Annotated in this window: 16 protein-coding genes; all 16 read right to left on the bottom strand. The window is 45.3% G+C overall.

The features are described 5' to 3' along the window. Positions 1-86: 86 nt before the first annotated feature. The gene (locus OCU87_RS04430) at positions 87-2393 is read right to left on the bottom strand and encodes a chemotaxis protein CheA (protein ID WP_261857895.1); all 2307 of its coding nucleotides are present in this window, start codon (positions 2391-2393) and stop codon (positions 87-89) included. Between the two features lie 9 nt (positions 2394-2402). Further along, the gene (locus tag OCU87_RS04425) at positions 2403-3122 is read right to left on the bottom strand and encodes a protein phosphatase CheZ (protein WP_062688141.1); all 720 of its coding nucleotides are present in this window, start codon (positions 3120-3122) and stop codon (positions 2403-2405) included. A 35-nt stretch (positions 3123-3157) separates the two neighbouring features. Then, positions 3158-3529: a chemotaxis response regulator CheY gene (cheY, locus tag OCU87_RS04420; protein ID WP_048899792.1), complete on the bottom strand. Its 372-nt coding sequence runs from the start codon at positions 3527-3529 to the stop codon at positions 3158-3160. Positions 3530-3586: 57 nt separating this feature from the next. Then, positions 3587-4309, bottom strand: coding sequence for an RNA polymerase sigma factor FliA (locus OCU87_RS04415; protein WP_062688139.1), 723 nt, complete (start codon positions 4307-4309; stop codon positions 3587-3589). Beyond that, positions 4302-5189: a MinD/ParA family protein gene (locus OCU87_RS04410; protein WP_062688137.1), complete on the bottom strand. Its 888-nt coding sequence runs from the start codon at positions 5187-5189 to the stop codon at positions 4302-4304. The genes OCU87_RS04415 and OCU87_RS04410 overlap by 8 nt, the downstream gene beginning before the upstream one ends. After that, on the bottom strand, positions 5182-6882 hold the full coding sequence (gene flhF, locus OCU87_RS04405; RefSeq protein ID WP_261857894.1) for a flagellar biosynthesis protein FlhF: 1701 nt from the start codon (positions 6880-6882) through the stop codon (positions 5182-5184). The genes OCU87_RS04410 and flhF overlap by 8 nt, the downstream gene beginning before the upstream one ends. Positions 6883-7008: 126 nt before the next feature. After that, entirely contained in the window at positions 7009-9105 is a 2097-nt protein-coding gene (gene flhA, locus OCU87_RS04400; protein WP_062688135.1) for a flagellar biosynthesis protein FlhA, read from the bottom strand. Between the two features lie 245 nt (positions 9106-9350). Further along, complete coding sequence (flhB, locus tag OCU87_RS04395) at positions 9351-10481, bottom strand: flagellar biosynthesis protein FlhB (protein ID WP_261857893.1); 1131 nt, start codon at positions 10479-10481, stop codon at positions 9351-9353. Between the two features lie 21 nt (positions 10482-10502). Next, on the bottom strand, positions 10503-11285 hold the full coding sequence (gene fliR, locus OCU87_RS04390) for a flagellar biosynthetic protein FliR (protein WP_062688133.1): 783 nt from the start codon (positions 11283-11285) through the stop codon (positions 10503-10505). A 35-nt stretch (positions 11286-11320) separates the two neighbouring features. Further along, positions 11321-11590, bottom strand: coding sequence for a flagellar biosynthesis protein FliQ (gene fliQ / locus OCU87_RS04385; RefSeq protein WP_062688131.1), 270 nt, complete (start codon positions 11588-11590; stop codon positions 11321-11323). Positions 11591-11606: 16 nt separating this feature from the next. Then, positions 11607-12440, bottom strand: a complete 834-nt coding sequence (gene fliP, locus OCU87_RS04380) for a flagellar type III secretion system pore protein FliP (RefSeq protein WP_062688129.1) — start codon at positions 12438-12440, stop codon at positions 11607-11609. After that, a complete protein-coding gene (gene fliO, locus OCU87_RS04375; protein WP_094955888.1) occupies positions 12437-12826 on the bottom strand; it encodes a flagellar biosynthetic protein FliO in 390 nt (129 codons plus the stop codon). Before fliO ends, fliP begins: the two co-directional genes overlap by 4 nt. Positions 12827-12864: 38 nt before the next feature. Then, positions 12865-13257 (bottom strand): flagellar motor switch protein FliN, encoded by a 393-nt coding sequence (gene fliN / locus OCU87_RS04370; RefSeq protein WP_062688127.1) that lies wholly within the window; start codon positions 13255-13257, stop codon positions 12865-12867. A gap of 14 nt (positions 13258-13271) precedes the next feature. Continuing rightward, positions 13272-14318 (bottom strand): flagellar motor switch protein FliM, encoded by a 1047-nt coding sequence (gene fliM, locus OCU87_RS04365; protein WP_062688125.1) that lies wholly within the window; start codon positions 14316-14318, stop codon positions 13272-13274. Between the two features lie 7 nt (positions 14319-14325). Further along, positions 14326-14814 (bottom strand): flagellar basal body-associated protein FliL, encoded by a 489-nt coding sequence (gene fliL, locus OCU87_RS04360; RefSeq protein WP_062688123.1) that lies wholly within the window; start codon positions 14812-14814, stop codon positions 14326-14328. Positions 14815-14881: 67 nt separating this feature from the next. Next, positions 14882-16816 (bottom strand): flagellar hook-length control protein FliK, encoded by a 1935-nt coding sequence (locus tag OCU87_RS04355; protein WP_261857892.1) that lies wholly within the window; start codon positions 16814-16816, stop codon positions 14882-14884. Positions 16817-16886 lie beyond the last annotated feature (70 nt).

The raw sequence follows: 16886 nt of genomic DNA, 5'->3' as shown, positions 1-16886 counted from the left end.
CTACTTATTGTCCTGTTGCTCCGGATACCCGGAAAAAGAATTAGGAACAAATGCTCCTAATTCTTTTGATTTATTATTGTTTTATCTTAACGACCAGCGTAATGCTTCAGCAAATTTGGTACATCAAGAATCAGGGCAATATGACCATCACTGGTAATCGTTGCACCCGCCATACCTGGCGTACCTTGAAGCAACTCATCAAGCGGCTTAATAACCACTTCTTCTTGACCAATCAAAGTATCGACCACAAAACCAATACGCTGATGACCAAGCTGAACAATAACTACATGGCCGTGTTTACGTTCGCGTTTAGGTAAGCCAACACCACTCAACCAATCTTGGAGGTAGAACAGTGGGATAGCTTTATCACGCACAATCGTCGTTAACTGACCATCAACCACATTGGTCTTACGCAGATCAAGGTGGAAAATCTCGTTCACACTGGCTAATGGCAGTGCAAATGGCTGCTCAGCAACACCCACCATCAAGGTCGGTAGAATCGCTAACGTCAACGGAACTTTAATGTCGATACGAGTGCCTTTACCTAGCGCTGAATCGATAAAAATTGAGCCATTTAGCTGGTTGATACCCGTCTTAACAACATCCATCCCTACACCACGACCAGAAATGTCAGAAATTTCTTTTTTGGTCGAGAAACCCGGTGCAAAAATTAAGTTGTACGCTTCGTTGTCCGATATACGAGAAGCCGCATCTGCGTCCATCACACCACGTTCAACCGCAATCGCACGTAGCTTATCAGGATCCATACCGCCACCATCATCTTCGATGGTTAAGAGGATATGATCACCTTCTTGTGATGCTGAAAGCAGAACCGTACCGGTACGAGGTTTACCCGCTTTTTCACGTACATCTGGCATTTCAATACCGTGGTCTACCGAGTTTCTTACTAAGTGGACCAATGGATCGGCAAGTGCTTCAACCAAGTTTTTATCAAGGTCGGTTTCTTCACCACGCGTTTCAAGCACGATATCTTTTTTCAGTGCACGAGCTAAATCGCGTACAACGCGCGGGAAACGACCAAAGACTTTCTTAATCGGTTGCATACGCGTTTTCATTACCGCGCCTTGCAGATCAGCTGTGACTACATCTAAGTTAGCAACCGCTTTAGACATGTCTTCGTCGTTATTATTCAGACCTAAGCTAACCAGGCGGTTACGCACTAATACCAGCTCACCCACCATATTCATGATGGTATCTAGCGTTGATGTATCGACACGTACCGTTGCTTCTGCTTGTGCTTTAGCCTGCGCAGGTTTTGCTGGTGGCGCTTTACGTTCAGCCACTGGATTAGCTGCAGGTGCTGAGACCGCAACTGGCGCTGGCGTAGGTGCAACAGGTGCAGCAACAACTGGCTTAGCCGCTGGAGCTGGAGCCGCAGCAACTGGGGCTGATGCAACAGGAGCAGATGCAACAGGCGCATCATCTGCAATCATGTCAGCGATAGGCTTAGTGGCAAAATCAAGCTCATCAGGTGATGGACCTTTACCTGAACCATGCAGTTCATCTAGTAAACGCTCAAATTCATCGTCTGACATTAAGTCGTCATCGCCTGACGTTGCAGTAATTGACACTGCAGGCTTAGGCGCAACAACTGGCGCTTTAGCCACAGGAGCTGCTACTGGTGTATTCGAACCAGGTGCTTTTCCTGAACCGTGAAGTTCATCCAGTAAGCGTTCAAATTCATCATCGGTAATATCACCGCTTTCTGCCTGAATTTGATTAACAATATTTTCGGCTACAGGTGCTGGCGCTGAAATAGCAGCGTCTGACGGGCTATTACCCACACCATGAAGTTCATCTAATAGACGATCAAACTCATCTTGAGTAATGTCATCAACTGAGTTACCAGCAATAATACTATCGCTTGGAATGGTTGATGCAGGTACTTCAATAGGCGCTTCGACTACAGGAGCAACAGGCTCTGGAGTTGCCACAGGTACAACAACGTCTTCCACAACAGGTGGATTCAGTTCAGCTTCCGTTGGCGGCTGGCTATAACGGTGAAGCGCTTCCAACAATGCTTGATTTGCTGGGTCCAATGGCTCGCGCGCTTGAACTTGGACAAACATGGCATTAATGGTATCTAACGCTTCTAAAATCACGTCCATCAGTTCAGATGTAACTTGACGCTTACCGGTACGAAGTAAATCAAAGATATTCTCAGCACCATGACAAGCATCAACAAGCTCAGCCAATGATAAGAAACCGGCACCACCTTTTACGGTGTGAAAACCGCGAAAAATCGCGTTTAGAAGTTCACCGTCATCTGGACTACGTTCTAGCTCCACAAGCTGCTCCGAAAGCAACTCTAGGATTTCTCCTGCTTCAATAAGGAAATCCTGCAGGATATCTTCATCTAAATCAAAGCTCATATAATTCCCCTAAAATCCAAGGCTCGACAGCAAATCATCAACATCATCTTGTGAAGACATTACATCTACACGTTCTTCGCTGTTGATAATTGGCCCTTCTGGGGCAATAGTTTGTGCTTCCGTTAGGGCTTCAGCTTTGTCATCTTGTTCCATGTCAAAGGCTTTCAGGATATCAACTAACTGATCTTCCACTTCATGGACGAGCTCAATCACACGGCGAATAATCTGCCCGGTGAGATCCTGAAAGTCTTGCGCCATTAAGATTTCTGTCAGTTGACTACGAAGTTCACCGCTATCGCCTTCAACTTGCGTTAGCAATCCATCAATGTTGTGGCAAAGCGTTTTAAACTCGTGCAGCTCGATTTTACCTACCATTAGTCGCTTCCACTGAGGCTGAACTAATAGCAAGTTATCGTGCAACTTATCCGCAATAGGTAAAGTATTTTCTACTGCATCCATCGTTTTATTCGCCGCCTCTTCAGTGCGGTCAATAACATACGACAAACGCCCTCTCGCATCTGGAATTTCAGTTTTAGCAAGATCACAAATACGCGGGTCAAGACGGAAATTCTGCAACGAATCATGCAATTGACGGGTCAGTTTCCCAACTTCGTCATACATTGGATCGCGGCTTTCATTTACGGCGGATAAAACGAGTTGATTCGCTTCATCTTGTTGTCCGTCTTCAAGCAGGCTGACAAGCTGTTTCGCTTGAGCAAGTGTTATCATTATTATGGTTACCTGTTAGCGTCTGACAGACAGCATTACTGCATACGTTCGAAAATTTTATCCAACTTTTCTTTAAGCGTTGCTGCAGTAAATGGCTTAACAATGTAACCATTAACACCGGCTTGAGCGGCTTCAATGATCTGCTCGCGCTTTGCTTCCGCAGTAATCATTAAGACAGGCAGATGCTTCAATTCATCATCAACACGGATGTGTTTAAGTAGATCAATCCCTTGCATGCCAGGCATGTTCCAGTCAGTCACTACGAAATCAAAACCACCTTTTTTGAGCATAGGTAATGCGGTCAATCCATCATCCGCCTCTTGGGTGTTATTAAAGCCCAAGTCACGTAAAAGGTTTTTAACGATGCGGCGCATTGTTGAGAAGTCATCAACAATGAGGATTTTCATATTTTTGTTCAAAGTTGCCTCCACTGAGGTCACAGTGTTTTTATAATATTCTAATTTTTACGCAGTCCAAGCAGTGAGCTTAGCGCGCAAGCGTTGCATAGCCTGACTATGAATCTGACACACTCGGGATTCACTAACCCCAATAACAGCACCGATCTCTTTTAAGTTGAGTTCTTCATCATAATAGAGCGACAGTACTAGTGCTTCACGTTCAGGCAAGGTTTTAATGGCTTCAGCCAATGAATGGCGGAAATTATCATCCACAACACCTTGAAAGGGAAGATTTTCCTCTAGCGATTCCTCGTTGGCAATCGCATCTTCTGTCACACCAAGATCATCCATACCTACCAAGCGACCACAATTTACATCATTTAAAGCCTGATAGTATTGATCCAGTGTCATTTCGAGATGTGTAGCAATTTCCTGATCGTTCGGGTCGCGACCTAGCTCACCTTCAAGCACCGAGATTGCTTCGGTAATACGTCGGCTATTTTTATAAACCGAACGTGGCACCCAATCTCCACGGCGAATGTCATCAAGCATTGCGCCCCGAATACGAATTCCAGCAAATGTTTCAAAACTCGCCCCTTTTGTCGGGTCGTAGTTTTGTTGTGCCTCAAGCAGGCCAATCATGCCTGCTTGAATTAAATCTTCAACTTGCACACTGGGAGGAAGCCGTCCCATTAAGTGATGTGCAATCCGCTTAACCAAGGCCGAATAGCGCATTACGAACGCTTGCGGGCTCTCTTGGTAACGGCCATAGGTTAACGCTTTATTCACCGATAGGTACCTCTGTTGGCGTTGGTTTCACTAATAACCGCTCAACAAAGAACTCAAGGTGGCCACCAGCACTGGTTGGTACTGGCCAAGTAAGCGCTTTGTTCGCCAGTGAATTTAACGCTAATGCTGCAGGACTTTTAGGGTAAGCTTCAACCACAATTTTTTGACGCTTTACGGCTTGACGAACTTTATCGTCCAGTGGCACGCAAGCTACCAACTCTAGGTTTGCACTTAAAAAGCGTTCAGTAACACGAGTTAGCTTGGCATATAATTCGCGCCCTTCACGGTAACTGCGTACCATGTTGGCAACAATTTTGAAGCGCTGCACATCGTATTCTCGGCTAAGAATTTTAATCAGCGCATAAGCATCGGTAATAGACGTTGGCTCATCACAAACAACAACTAGCACTTCTTGTGCTGCTCGCGAGAAGCTCAGTACCATGTCTGAAATACCCGCCGCGGTATCTACCAACAACACATCGACGTCATCATTCAAGCTACCGAATGCACGAATTAATCCAGCATGCTGTGCAGGGCTTAATTCTGCCATGTTTTGGGTACCTGACGATGCGGGAATAATTTTCACACCGTATGGGCCTTCTACAATAATATCTTGTAGATCACACAGGCCAGCTAGCACGTGAGACAAGTTTCTGCCTGCACGTAAACCTAGCATGATATCAACGTTAGCCAGCCCCAAGTCGGCATCCAATACCATGACTCTTGTACCTTGGCGGGCCATTGAGATTGCCATGTTGAGCGTGACGTTAGTTTTACCTACTCCACCTTTACCGCCGGTAACAGTGATAACTTTGGTAGAAGACAGTTTAGTCATACGGCGTAAGCCGCTCGCTTGATCGTGCATCATGTTCTCAATCATAAAAATCCGCCGCCTGGTTTTCTGAATTGTCGCTACTCCAGAAGTGAGGTTGCTGACTAATTTCTTGTTCTAATAGTTCGTTGGCTCGTGCGACCAAAAACTTGCCTGTGGCAACTTTTATGTCTTCTGGCACACGCTGACCATCGGCCAAATACGCAATAGGGAGTGCATTCTCTATGGTTACACACATCACCTCACCCAAACTTAATGCTTCATCAAGCTTGGTTAACACACAACCAGATAACGGTATACGACGGAAATGTTCAATCGTTTCATGTAAGACTCGACGCTGTGCAGTTGAAGGTAATACCAACAAACTGCGGATTTGAGCGCCACTGTTTTGCATGAGCGTATCAAGTTGTTCTGACAGGCGAATATCACGCTGCCCCATCCCTGCTGTATCTAATAAAACTAATCGTCGATGTCGTAACTGATGAAGTATATCGGCCAGTTCTTCCGCATCTTTAGCAACTCTTACCGGACAGCCTAAAATTCGACCATAAGTAGATAATTGCTCGTGCGCACCAATACGATAAGTATCGGTTGTCACCAGAGCGATCTCTTCTGGACCGTAGTCCATCGCAGCACGCGCAGCTAACTTCGCAATAGTCGTGGTTTTTCCTACGCCTGTAGGGCCTAATAAAGCGACCACTCCACCCGTTTCTAAAATACAGTCGTCGGTGGTAATAATTTGATCGGCTAATAAACCGAGTAATGCAGGCCAAGCTTCATGAGCTGGCACGTCTTCTGGGATATAACAAGCAAGCTGATCACTCAATTCAGGTGATAGGCCCATTTTCTCTAGGCGTTTAATCATCATGGCGCGCATTGGCTCACGACGTTCAACCTCTTGCCACATCAAGCCTGATAATTGGTGCTCTAACAAACGGCGAATCGAAGCCATTTCACTGCGCATCGCATCAATATCTTCAGGGCGTGATGGCGATTTAGAATCATAACGTGATGGGTCTAAACGGTTGTTACGCTCCCCCATCGGTGAACGCGATGCCGTATTATTTTGACCACCTTGGTAACCACTGCGCTGGTTGTGACCCCAATCAGGCTTATCATCATAATTTTGAGAGTTTGGTCGCTGGTAATTACCAATATCTAATGCATGCTTGGCTGGTTGGCGTTTACCTAAGCCACCATTAGCATGCCCGTTATTCGCTTGAGAACCGTAATTTGTAGAGCCTGACTGCTCACGTGATTGCATGCCTATATTATTACGACTTTGCATCGGTTGACGGGCATGTTGTTGCTGCTCATGTCGTTGGCGTGACGGTTGTTCTTCACGGTCATAACCGTAATCACGTCCACCGTTGCTATGCTTAGATTGGCGCTTTAATAACGCAGATAATGAATCTTCTTCACTGCGGTTTTCCGCTGAAGATTCATTATGGCCTTGATAATTCTGTAGCATGCTGGCGAATCGGCTACCTGCCGATTGTTTAAGCTGTACTTTATCATCAGCCAATTTACGCTTCGCTTGACCTAAGCGATTCGCTAACTCATCACGGGCAGGAGACGGTGGCGGCGGCTGATTGCCAGAGTCAGTGTCAACTGCGGCAACAATCTCCACTCCGCCAGTGACTTTTTTATTCGACATGATCACCGCATCTGAACCAAGTTCTTCCTTCACTTGGCTCAATGCTGTTCGCATATCTTTTGCAAAAAATCGTTTAATCTTCAATCTAATATTCCCGTCAAATGGCGCTTTAGCACATTGTCAGACTCATTAAGCCAGCCTAAGGCTGGCTTGATAAAATTGTTACTAGACCCCAATAGGTAAAACACTGAACTACAATGTATTACAGGGTTAATTTCCCACGGCGTTTACGATTCGAATTTGCTTCTCATCTGGCACTTCTTGGTAGGAAAGCACCCGTAAACTTGGGATGGTATTCTTTACGAACTTCGCGAGAGTTGAACGTAGTACACCTGATGTCAGCAGTACTGCGGGTTCCCCTTTCAGCTCTTGCTGTTGGGTAGCTTCTGCTAACGAGCGCTGTAGTCGCTCGGCTAAACCAGGTTCAATACCTGTAGACTCACCACCCGCAGATTGCATTGTTTGATGCAATATTTGTTCCAACTCTGGAACCAAGGTGATAACAGGCAACTCTGGCTCTATACCGTTGATTTCTTGAACAATTAGTCGTTTTAATGAAATGCGAACAGCTGCCGTTAATATGTCAGGATCTTGACTCTTGGGTGCGTACTCGGACAAAGTCTGAACAATCGTTCGAATATCACGGATTGGAATGCTTTCATTGAGCAAGTTCTGCATCACTTTAACAACCACACCAAGCGATATTTGATCCGGCACAAAGCCTTCCACCAATTTAGGTGTGGACTGCCCTAGCATCTCAAGTAAGTTCTGAACTTCTTCATGGCCGAGCAGTTGTGCGGCACTGTTTGTCAGGATCTGGCTAAGGTGCGTTGCAAGTACTGTCGCAGAGTCCACCACGGTATAACCTAACGCTTGGGCATGTTCCCGCTGAGACTCCATAATCCACACGGCTTCTAGACCAAAAGCAGGGTCAGTGGTGACTTCACCATCAATAGAACCAAAGACTTGGCCAGGGTTAATGGCTAATTCCATGTTGTGGTGAATATTGGCCTCACCACAAGCAACCCCCATCAAACTGATGCGGTAACTGTTAGGCGGCAGTTCTAAATTATCGCGAATATGAACAGGTGGAACTAAGAAGCCAAAATCTTGAGAAAGCTTCTTACGTACCCCTTTAACACGGTCAAGTAGCTCACCGCCCTGCTCTTTATCAACCATAGGTATCAAGCGGTAACCCACTTCAAGGCCAATAATATCAACAGGTTGAACATCATCCCACGACAACTCTTTCTGTTTTGGTGCCGCAGCAAGTTCGGTAGATGCTTCATCTTTTTCGACCAACGCCGCCGCTTGTTCTTTTTTCACTCGCCAATAAGCCATCAATCCAATCAAGGCAGCTAGTAGCAGAAAAGGAACATGTGGCATCCCCGGCACAATACCCATCACAAACAAAATGCCACCAGTGATAATTAAAGCTTGCGGGTTATTGAATAACTGAAAGTAAAGCTGCTGCCCCATATCTTCGTCAGTATTTTGACGGGTCACCATCATGGCTGCGCCAATCGACAATAACAGTGACGGAATTTGAGCAACCAGACCATCACCTATGGTCAGTAAGCTATAAATTTCGAGCGCTTCGCCAAACGCTAGGCCATGCTGACCCATGCCGATCACCAAGCCGCCGATAATATTGATACACAAAATCAAGATACCAGCGATGGCATCACCTTTTACGAACTTCGAGGCACCATCCATCGAGCCATAGAAGTCAGCTTCTTTAGTCACTTCACTACGGCGAGTTCGCGCTTGGTCCTGATCGATCAAACCTGCGTTCAAATCGGCATCAATTGCCATTTGTTTACCGGGTAATGCATCGAGGGTAAAACGGGCACTTACTTCCGAAATACGGCCAGCACCTTTGGTTACAACCATGAAGTTGATGATCATCAAAATCAGGAAGACCACTAAACCAACCGCATAGTTACCGCCAATAACAACAGAACCAAAAGCATCAATGACCTGGCCTGCGGCAGCAGAGCCCTCATGGCCATAAAGCAATACCACACGCGTAGAAGCTACGTTCAATGCTAATCGTAATAAAGTGGCAATCAGTAGAACCGTAGGAAATGCCGCAAAATCTAATGGGCGGCGGGTATAGATGGTGACAAGCAATACCACCATCGATAATGCGATATTAAAAGAAAACGCCATATCCAACAGAATCGGAGGCATTGGCAAGATGATCATCGCGAGCGTTGCTAGCACCATAACGGGTGCGCCAATGGCAGGCATTGCTTTTAAACGAGACAGCGGTAATTTCGCCGCTAAAGACGTTAGAAGTTTCATTAAATCGCTATTAATAATGTCGCATAGGAAATTGGAATAATAATTGTCAGGCTATTTTAAGGCTTTCGTCTTAAAAACGAAACAACAAAGCAACAATCATGCCCAATCGATCGTCATTTTTTTGACGAAAAAGCATAATTTGAAGCGGCTCACAGTATAACAATTGGTGATGAAAATATGTACGATTTAATATTAAACAACTCAATTTGTTTGATGCTATTGATACCGCCAAGTTAAGAGAGGCTTTAGTGACGAAGTTCAGTCGGAATATTATTTGCCTCTTTTGAAAGTACGGGCTTTTTACCTTGCCCTTTTCGATACTGTTTCAACTGATAAACATAAGCAAGCACCTGAGCAACCGCGATAAATAATCCATCCGGTATTTGTTGTTCTAGTTCCGTCGTGTGATAAATCGCACGTGCTAAGGGTGGCGATGGAACAATATCAATTTTATGCTTATTGGCGACTTCTCTAATTTTAAGTGCTAAATGATCGGTTCCCTTCGCTATGACCACAGGCGCACCATCTAACTCAGTGTTATATCGTAATGCCACCGAGAAGTGTTCCGGGTTTGTTATCACCACATCAGCTTCAGGCACGTCAGCCATCATTCGACGCTGAGCCATTTCCCGCTGAAGCATACGAATACGCCCTTTAACTTCAGGTTTACCTTCACTGTCTTTATATTCATCCTTTATTTCTTGTTTCGTCATTTTTAGCTGTTCGTTGTGTTGCCAAATTTGATAAGGCACATCAATGGCGACGACCACCAGCAAAGAACAACAAATCAATAGCACGAAGTCCATTAAGAGCTGCAAAGCATGATAGAAATTATTAGGGAATAACTCGGTACTGATCAAAAATAAATCATTAATACTGCTGTACATCAAATACAGCGCAACCCCTGCCACCAGCAGTACTTTAAGGATCGATTTGATCAGCTCAACCCAACTCTGAAGGCCAAACATTCGCTTGAAACCGCTCAGTGGGCTCATTTTTGATAGCTTGGGACGCGCCGCTTCGGCAGAAAAGCTCACACCACCTAATGCGGATGCCCCAATTAAGGCGCAGACAAACAAAAAAGCCAAGACAATAAACAACGGCATAGCAATGTGCTTGAGTGATACGAAGATCATCGCAAACAATTTACTGACATCGAAGATTTCTTCACGAGAAAGGGTGAACATTTTTGTCATAATGGCAATCAAGCCATGTGCTAGCGACTCGCCAAACCACATCAGTGATACAGCACCAGCCACTAACACGGCAACGGAAGCTAATTCTCTTGAGCGCGGTACTTGACCTTTTTCTCGCGCCTGCTCAAGCCTTCGGGGCGTGGCCTCTTCGGTACGTTCCTGACCGTCAGAATCTGACATCTCTGCTTCTAACCTACTGGATTAACAATCTAAACGGATCAGGCTACAAACCTGGTCAACACCAAGCTGCCACTGATACTCATAGTGTGGCAACATCCCTAAGACTAAGAACCAAGCAATGGTTAAGCCCAGCAATAACGCAAAAGAAAAACCTAATGCAAAAATGTTTAACTGTGGTGCAGCACGTGTCATAACACCAAAGGCTAAATTCACTGTCATTAGGGCGATAATCCCAGCTAATGCCATGTTCAGTGCCGCTTTAAACATTAAACCAAACCAACCAGCGAGCTGATAATAATCCCCCGCTTCCAACATCCCTTTCCCGATAGGCAAGGTCGTGAAGCTCATTATCACCATTTGTAGCATCACTAAATGGCCGTCAGTCGACAAGAACAGCATGAGTGCAAACATCATGAATAACTGACCAAGTACAGGCGTATTTTGACCGTTAGCCGGATCGACCATAGAAGCAAAACCCAAGCTCGATTGCATACCTAGAATCTGGCCAAGTAAGACAAAGGTTTGGCTTACAAACTGAGTCACAAACCCCATTGAAACACCAATAATTACTTGCTGGGCAATGATCAGAAAACCTTGAAAAGACATGACTTCAATATCTTGCGGAACAGCAGGTAATGCAGGCATCACCGCTATCGTAATAGTCACCGCAAGATATAAACGAATCTTAGGTGAAACAAAGCGCGCGCCAAAAAACGTCATCGACATTAACATCGATGAGATGCGGATAAATGGCCAAAAATAATTCGCCATCCAATCGAGGATCATTGCCGCTGGATAGTGCATCGTTTACGCGTGTTCCATTGTCATAATTTGAGTCACTAATAGAGTAACTGCGGGATCCGCTCAATCACGCGGAAAAAATAGTCCATGAGCATGGTTGTCATCGCATGCCCAAAGAGCATTAATGCTAACAAAGTGGCAATCAAACGAGGCAAGAAGCTCAAGGTTTGTTCGTTGATTGAGGTTGCGGCTTGAAAAACAGCAACAACCAAGCCCACCAATAGGCCCGGTATTACAATCATGCATACCATGATTAAAACCATGTAGAGTGCATCTTGGAATATTTCGACAAAAGCTTCAGGTGTCATGCGTACTCTCTACTGGCTAAGTGCCAAAACTGCCCGCGAGCGTTGACAGGATCAAGTTCCAACCGTCGACCAATACAAACAGCATGAGTTTAAACGGCAAAGAGACAATCATAGGTGATAGCATCATCATACCCATGGCCATCAAGACGGAAGCAACAACAAGGTCAATAATCAAAAATGGTAAAAACAACATGAAACCAATTTGGAATGCGGTTTTTAGTTCTGAAGTAATGAACGCAGGGATCAAGACTGTCATCGGCACTTCTTGTGGATCTGTCGCCGATGAGCCAGACATATTGACGAAGCTCTCGAGATCTTTCACCCGAGTTTGCTTCAACATAAACTGACGCAGTGGATCTTGTGCAGCAGTAAATGCTTGTTCTGCATTTATTTCTTCATTGATGTACGGCTGAACAGCTTGAGTATTTATTTTATCGATTACTGGTGACATAACATAAAATGTCATGAACAAAGCGATGCCAATAATCACCTGATTCGATGGCGTCTGTTGCAAACCCATGGCTTGACGCAAGATAGACATGACTACCACGATACGGGTAAACGAGGTCATCAAAATAATGATAGCGGGTAAAAAACCCAGTGCTGTCATCAAGCCCAGTATTTGTAAAGTGACCGAGTAATCTTCCGTACCGTCAGGGTTCACGCTAACGGAAAAAGCAGGAATCCCCGTGCCATTTCGCTTAGCCACCATATGCGATGCACCTTGCTCGCTTTGCATAGCTTGCTCAGTGACACTTACCGTACCATTTTCTACGGATGCCCATGCTGAAACACTGAAAAAGAAAGTACACGCTGCCAACAATGCAGCCACTAGGCTATTTTTTATCATTTCGTTTTAGCGTCGTTTTTTAATATTTTGCCCAGTTGACTAGCAAACTCGGGACGAGTAACCACAGGCTCTGGAAGTGGTTGTTCCAACTTATTCAGTAACGAAATATTATGCTGAGTCACCCCAACTAATAGCTGCTCATCACCGACCTGTAGCAACAAAATACGTTCTTTTTGTCCCACTGTTAGCTGCTTAACAATTTTCATATTGTTATCGCCTTGGATCGAAGGCAAACGTAAGCGTTTTAGTAGCCAACCTAGCACTAAAATCAACATAATGACTAACAGCAATGATGCTAATGTCGTCGCAAGATTCACTTCTGGTGGGGCTGCCATTGCTGGTAAAGATAAGCTAGCAAGTAGCACTGAAAGCAGTATTTTCGTCATTCGTAGGTCAACCATTTTACTCAATTTACGCCACAGCATTAACGTAGTTTCTTAATACGTTCAGTTTGACTGATGACATCAGTAAGACGAATACCAAATTTATCATTCACCACGACCACTTCACCGTGTGCAATCAATGTGCCGTTTACCATCACATCCAAAGACTCACCAGCGATACGATCCAATTCCACCACTGAACCTTGGTTTAATTGCAGTAAGTTACGAATACTAATCTGGGTGCGACCGACTTCCATTGAGATAGTCACCGGAATATCCATGATGCTATCAAGCTTACGGCGTTCATCTTCCGTAATTGGTGTACTCTCGTCAGTTAACTCTTCAAGTGGCGCAGCCTGTACTGTTTCGTCGTCAGCTTGCTCCGCAAGCGCTGCAGCCCAGTCATCTGCGATTTGTTGATCATTTTGAGACATGATTACACCTATCGTTAGTCTTCATTATTAATTTCCATCAACGCGGTACCAAGTGCATCACGATCAAGGAAAGCCAGATCAGTTTTCACCATATCTGGTCGTTTTAGTTTTTCGGTAATTTTTAACGCGACGTTATCGCCTGATTTACCCATTTTTGCGCGATATGTTGGTAGATCTTCAACAAACACAGTTGCCGCTTCTGGCATATCAATTGGGATCACATCACCCGTTTGCAGTTCCATCAAATCACGTAGTGACAAATTCACATCCAATAATTTGGCACGCATATTCACTGGTACATCCATGATTTCATCACGCAATGCTTTACTCCAGCGAACATCAGTATCCATTTTGTCGGATTGCACACCCGCATCCAACAATTCACGAATAGGCTCAACCATGGAGTATGGCATGACCACGTGAAAATCACCGCCACCGCCATCCACTTCAATATGGAACGAACTCACTACGATCACTTCAGTTGGGCTGACAATGTTCGCCATGGTTGGGTTAACTTCAGAATCGAGATACTCAAACTCAACCCCCATTACTGGCGACCATGCCTCGCGGTAATCTTCAAATACGAGTTTCAATAGCATTTGAACAATACGGCGCTCGGTAGGGGTAAATTCACGCCCTTCAATTTTTGCGTGGAAACGTCCATCCCCACCAAAGAAGTTTTCTACCAAGATGAAAACTAAACGCGCTTCCATGGTAATAAGCCCAGTCCCTTTTAGCGGACGAAAGCGAACCATGTTCAAACTGGTTGGAACGTATAAGGTGTTTTGGTATTCACCAAATTTTATCATTTGCACGCCATTGATCGACACTTCAGCCGTTTTACGCAACATATTAAACAAGCTAATACGCATGTGTCGGGCGAAGCGTTCATTGATCAACTCAAGCGTAGGCATCCGCCCACGAACAATACGATCTTGCGATGAAAAATCGAACGTCGTGGCATTGGAGGAGCCACCATCGTCTAGATCATCATCATCTTCTACGTCATCAACACCATGTAAGAGCGCATCAATTTCGTCTTGGGTTAATAGATCACTCACATTGAACCTATTGCATTACAAAGCCAGTAAATAAAACACGCTCGACCACTCGTCGGCCCGAGACTTTTTGCAGCGCACCTTGCACAGATTCGCGCGCTTTTTCACGTAATTCAACGCGACCATTTGGCGTGCGTAATTCTTCTACTGTCGCAGCACCGAATGTCTGCAACAGGGTACTTTCAATCAAAGGAACATGTTGTTTAGCGGTTGATTCATTATCGTCACCTCGCACCATTAATTGCACTTTAACTTGAACAAGGCGATCACGCTTATCACCTGTCACATTAAAGATAAAAGGCTGTGGCAAAGTCACGTAATACGCAGGCTCAGTTTTTGTCGCTTGTGCTGGAGTATTAACTGACTCAACGGCAGCAGGCGTATCATCGTCCATCATGAACCATGCAGCTGCACCACCACCGATAAGAAGAACAACTACAGCCACTATAATGATAATGAGCTTCTTCTTTTTGCCCGTTTCTTGTAACTCGTCCGCCATGCTTCCTCTTTTATTCTTTATTAAACCTAAGCCAATCCATTACGCCTATTGTCGTGTATTTTTCAGCTTAAGCATAGTAATCGACACGATCGTTTGATGGTGTGGCATACATTTCTAGCGATTGTCCGTCACCCGCTCCCCAATGCCCATCACCTTGACCATGTCCTTGGCCTGATGTGCCGCCACGCTGCTGTCCACCATTTGAGCCATCTTGCCCATTGGTGTGTTGGCCTTGCTGACCAGCGAAAGCTTGTCCGCCTGACTGCTGACGGCTGGTGTCTTGTTGCACCGAGGTTTGTGCTAGCTGCATACCTTGCTGGTGAAGTAACTCACGCAAACGCGGCATAGAATGCTCCAATAACTCACGGGTTTGTGCATTCGCCGCTGTAAATTGAACCGATGCCTGATCTTGATTCATAGATAATTTGATTTGTACTTTACCCAACTCTGGCGGGTCTAACCGAATATCAACATGCTTTAAATTTTTCGACAGCATAATATTCACTTTTTCGGCCAACTCATCACCACCGTGATCTTTGGTTAACTGAATGGGTGTTTGGGCTTGTGCCAATGCATCCGCTTTTGCTGCTTGCTGCATGGTCAGGCTTCCCGCGGTCACGTTATTCGTTGTTGCCACAGCTGACTCATTTGCTTGTATATTTGCAGCTGGGTCTTGTTGCCCATCAGCTGTATTGGCAACAATCGCCCCCCCAGCCAACATTGTCGCAGCGTGATCCATTTCTAGATTTGAACCATCCGTTGGCGTTACAGCTTCAGCGCCGATACCTATACCTGTACTGACTCCTGTACTGACTCCTGCACTGACTCCGACAGCAAGACCACCCGCTAAGTTCGCGCTTGATACGCCACCAGCGTCCATCGTGCTTGGGGCCATAACTGCACTGGAAGACCATGGAATATGTGCCGTACCCGCCGATGGAGTACTCGCTGTTGTACCATTCGCTAACACATTAGCACCGCTCGCTTTTCCTGATACCTGTTCTGTTGTGGTATCACTCGCGTCGGTAATAACAGGCTCACTGTTTCCATTAGTTGCCATATTTACATTATTGGTCGCAGCAACACCAATGGCACCAGATGCCGCGACAGCTTGGCTTGCCTCTGTCGCCCCTGAAGCCGTTCCATTCACAACTGCTTCCGCTTCACTGCTGGTTACGGAGGCATCACCCACATTTGCGGCTGTTACGTTACTATTCACTGCTGAGGAGTTAAAGACATGCGCAAGTGATTCTGTATTTGCAGCTTCCGCTTGGCCTTGCGATTCAGCGCTATCAACTGAAGTACCAACAGAAGCATCAATAGAAGCATCAATAGAAGCATTAGCAGGAGCTTCGCCTAGCGATTGGCCAGCAACTAATGCCGTACCAACTGGCAAGGTGTTGCCATCAACATCATTTGCTGAAGGCTGATTTGGGGTATTTAACTCTTTTGCTGACAACTGCTTATTCGCTGCATCCATCTGATTTAAAAAGGCTTCCCCTTCTGTCATTGTCTGCTGCTTTGCTTGACTTGGTGGTATATTCTCTACCGCACTAACCTTGGTATTGTCAGCCTGACCAGAAGTAACGGCTTCAACTTGTAGCACGTCATCAGAAATAGCGTCATTACTATCTGTATCAATAACTTGCTGATCAGATGTGATGGCTTTAGCCTCATCTTTGGCAGCAAGTTCGCCATCAATTTGCCCTAATTCAAGGTCAGCACTCTTAGCTACGGTTTCAGCGGACTCGACTGAATCATCAGACGTCAGTTTCTCGCCACTGCTCTTTACTGCCTGTTCAGGCGTATCAGAAACAGTTTCGCCGCTACTTAGTTGTTTTTTTAATACCGATGAGGATGGTGATGAAGACGCACTAGCTTGTTGTAATTCTTCGGAAAAATCACTTCCACCTTCAGTATCTGAAGATGCTGGATTCGCCTCATTAGGCGCAGCTTTAGAAACAGAAGAAAAATTAAAAGGCATTAAGCTAGACAGGCTCATAAACACTCATCAACAAGAAAAAAAGCACGGTACAATGAATGCAAATACCATGCAATAATCAAGCCACTAT

Source organism: Photobacterium sanguinicancri, from assembly GCF_024346675.1.
Taxonomy (GTDB): Bacteria; Pseudomonadota; Gammaproteobacteria; order Enterobacterales; family Vibrionaceae; genus Photobacterium; species Photobacterium sanguinicancri.
The sequence above is the reverse complement of the archived record's forward strand: the minus strand, read 5'-3'. Positions and strand labels throughout refer to the sequence as shown.

What these genes read in the sequence shown, in the direction of transcription:
- OCU87_RS04410 (WP_062688137.1), bottom strand. Translation starts at nt 5,189, where the DNA reads ATGATTGAGAACATGATGCACGATCAAGCGAGCGGCTTACGCCGTATG.
- fliN (WP_062688127.1), bottom strand. Translation starts at nt 13,257, where the DNA reads ATGTCTCAAAATGATCAACAAATCGCAGATGACTGGGCTGCAGCGCTT.
- fliP (WP_062688129.1), bottom strand. Translation starts at nt 12,440, where the DNA reads ATGATAAAAAATAGCCTAGTGGCTGCATTGTTGGCAGCGTGTACTTTC.
- OCU87_RS04425 (WP_062688141.1), bottom strand. Translation starts at nt 3,122, where the DNA reads ATGATAACACTTGCTCAAGCGAAACAGCTTGTCAGCCTGCTTGAAGAC.
- OCU87_RS04355 (WP_261857892.1), bottom strand. Translation starts at nt 16,816, where the DNA reads ATGAGCCTGTCTAGCTTAATGCCTTTTAATTTTTCTTCTGTTTCTAAA.
- fliR (WP_062688133.1), bottom strand. Translation starts at nt 11,285, where the DNA reads ATGCACTATCCAGCGGCAATGATCCTCGATTGGATGGCGAATTATTTT.
- flhA (WP_062688135.1), bottom strand. Translation starts at nt 9,105, where the DNA reads ATGAAACTTCTAACGTCTTTAGCGGCGAAATTACCGCTGTCTCGTTTA.
- fliQ (WP_062688131.1), bottom strand. Translation starts at nt 11,590, where the DNA reads ATGACACCTGAAGCTTTTGTCGAAATATTCCAAGATGCACTCTACATG.
- fliO (WP_094955888.1), bottom strand. Translation starts at nt 12,826, where the DNA reads ATGACGAAAATACTGCTTTCAGTGCTACTTGCTAGCTTATCTTTACCA.
- flhB (WP_261857893.1), bottom strand. Translation starts at nt 10,481, where the DNA reads ATGTCAGATTCTGACGGTCAGGAACGTACCGAAGAGGCCACGCCCCGA.
- OCU87_RS04430 (WP_261857895.1), bottom strand. Translation starts at nt 2,393, where the DNA reads ATGAGCTTTGATTTAGATGAAGATATCCTGCAGGATTTCCTTATTGAA.
- fliL (WP_062688123.1), bottom strand. Translation starts at nt 14,814, where the DNA reads ATGGCGGACGAGTTACAAGAAACGGGCAAAAAGAAGAAGCTCATTATC.
- cheY (WP_048899792.1), bottom strand. Translation starts at nt 3,529, where the DNA reads ATGAAAATCCTCATTGTTGATGACTTCTCAACAATGCGCCGCATCGTT.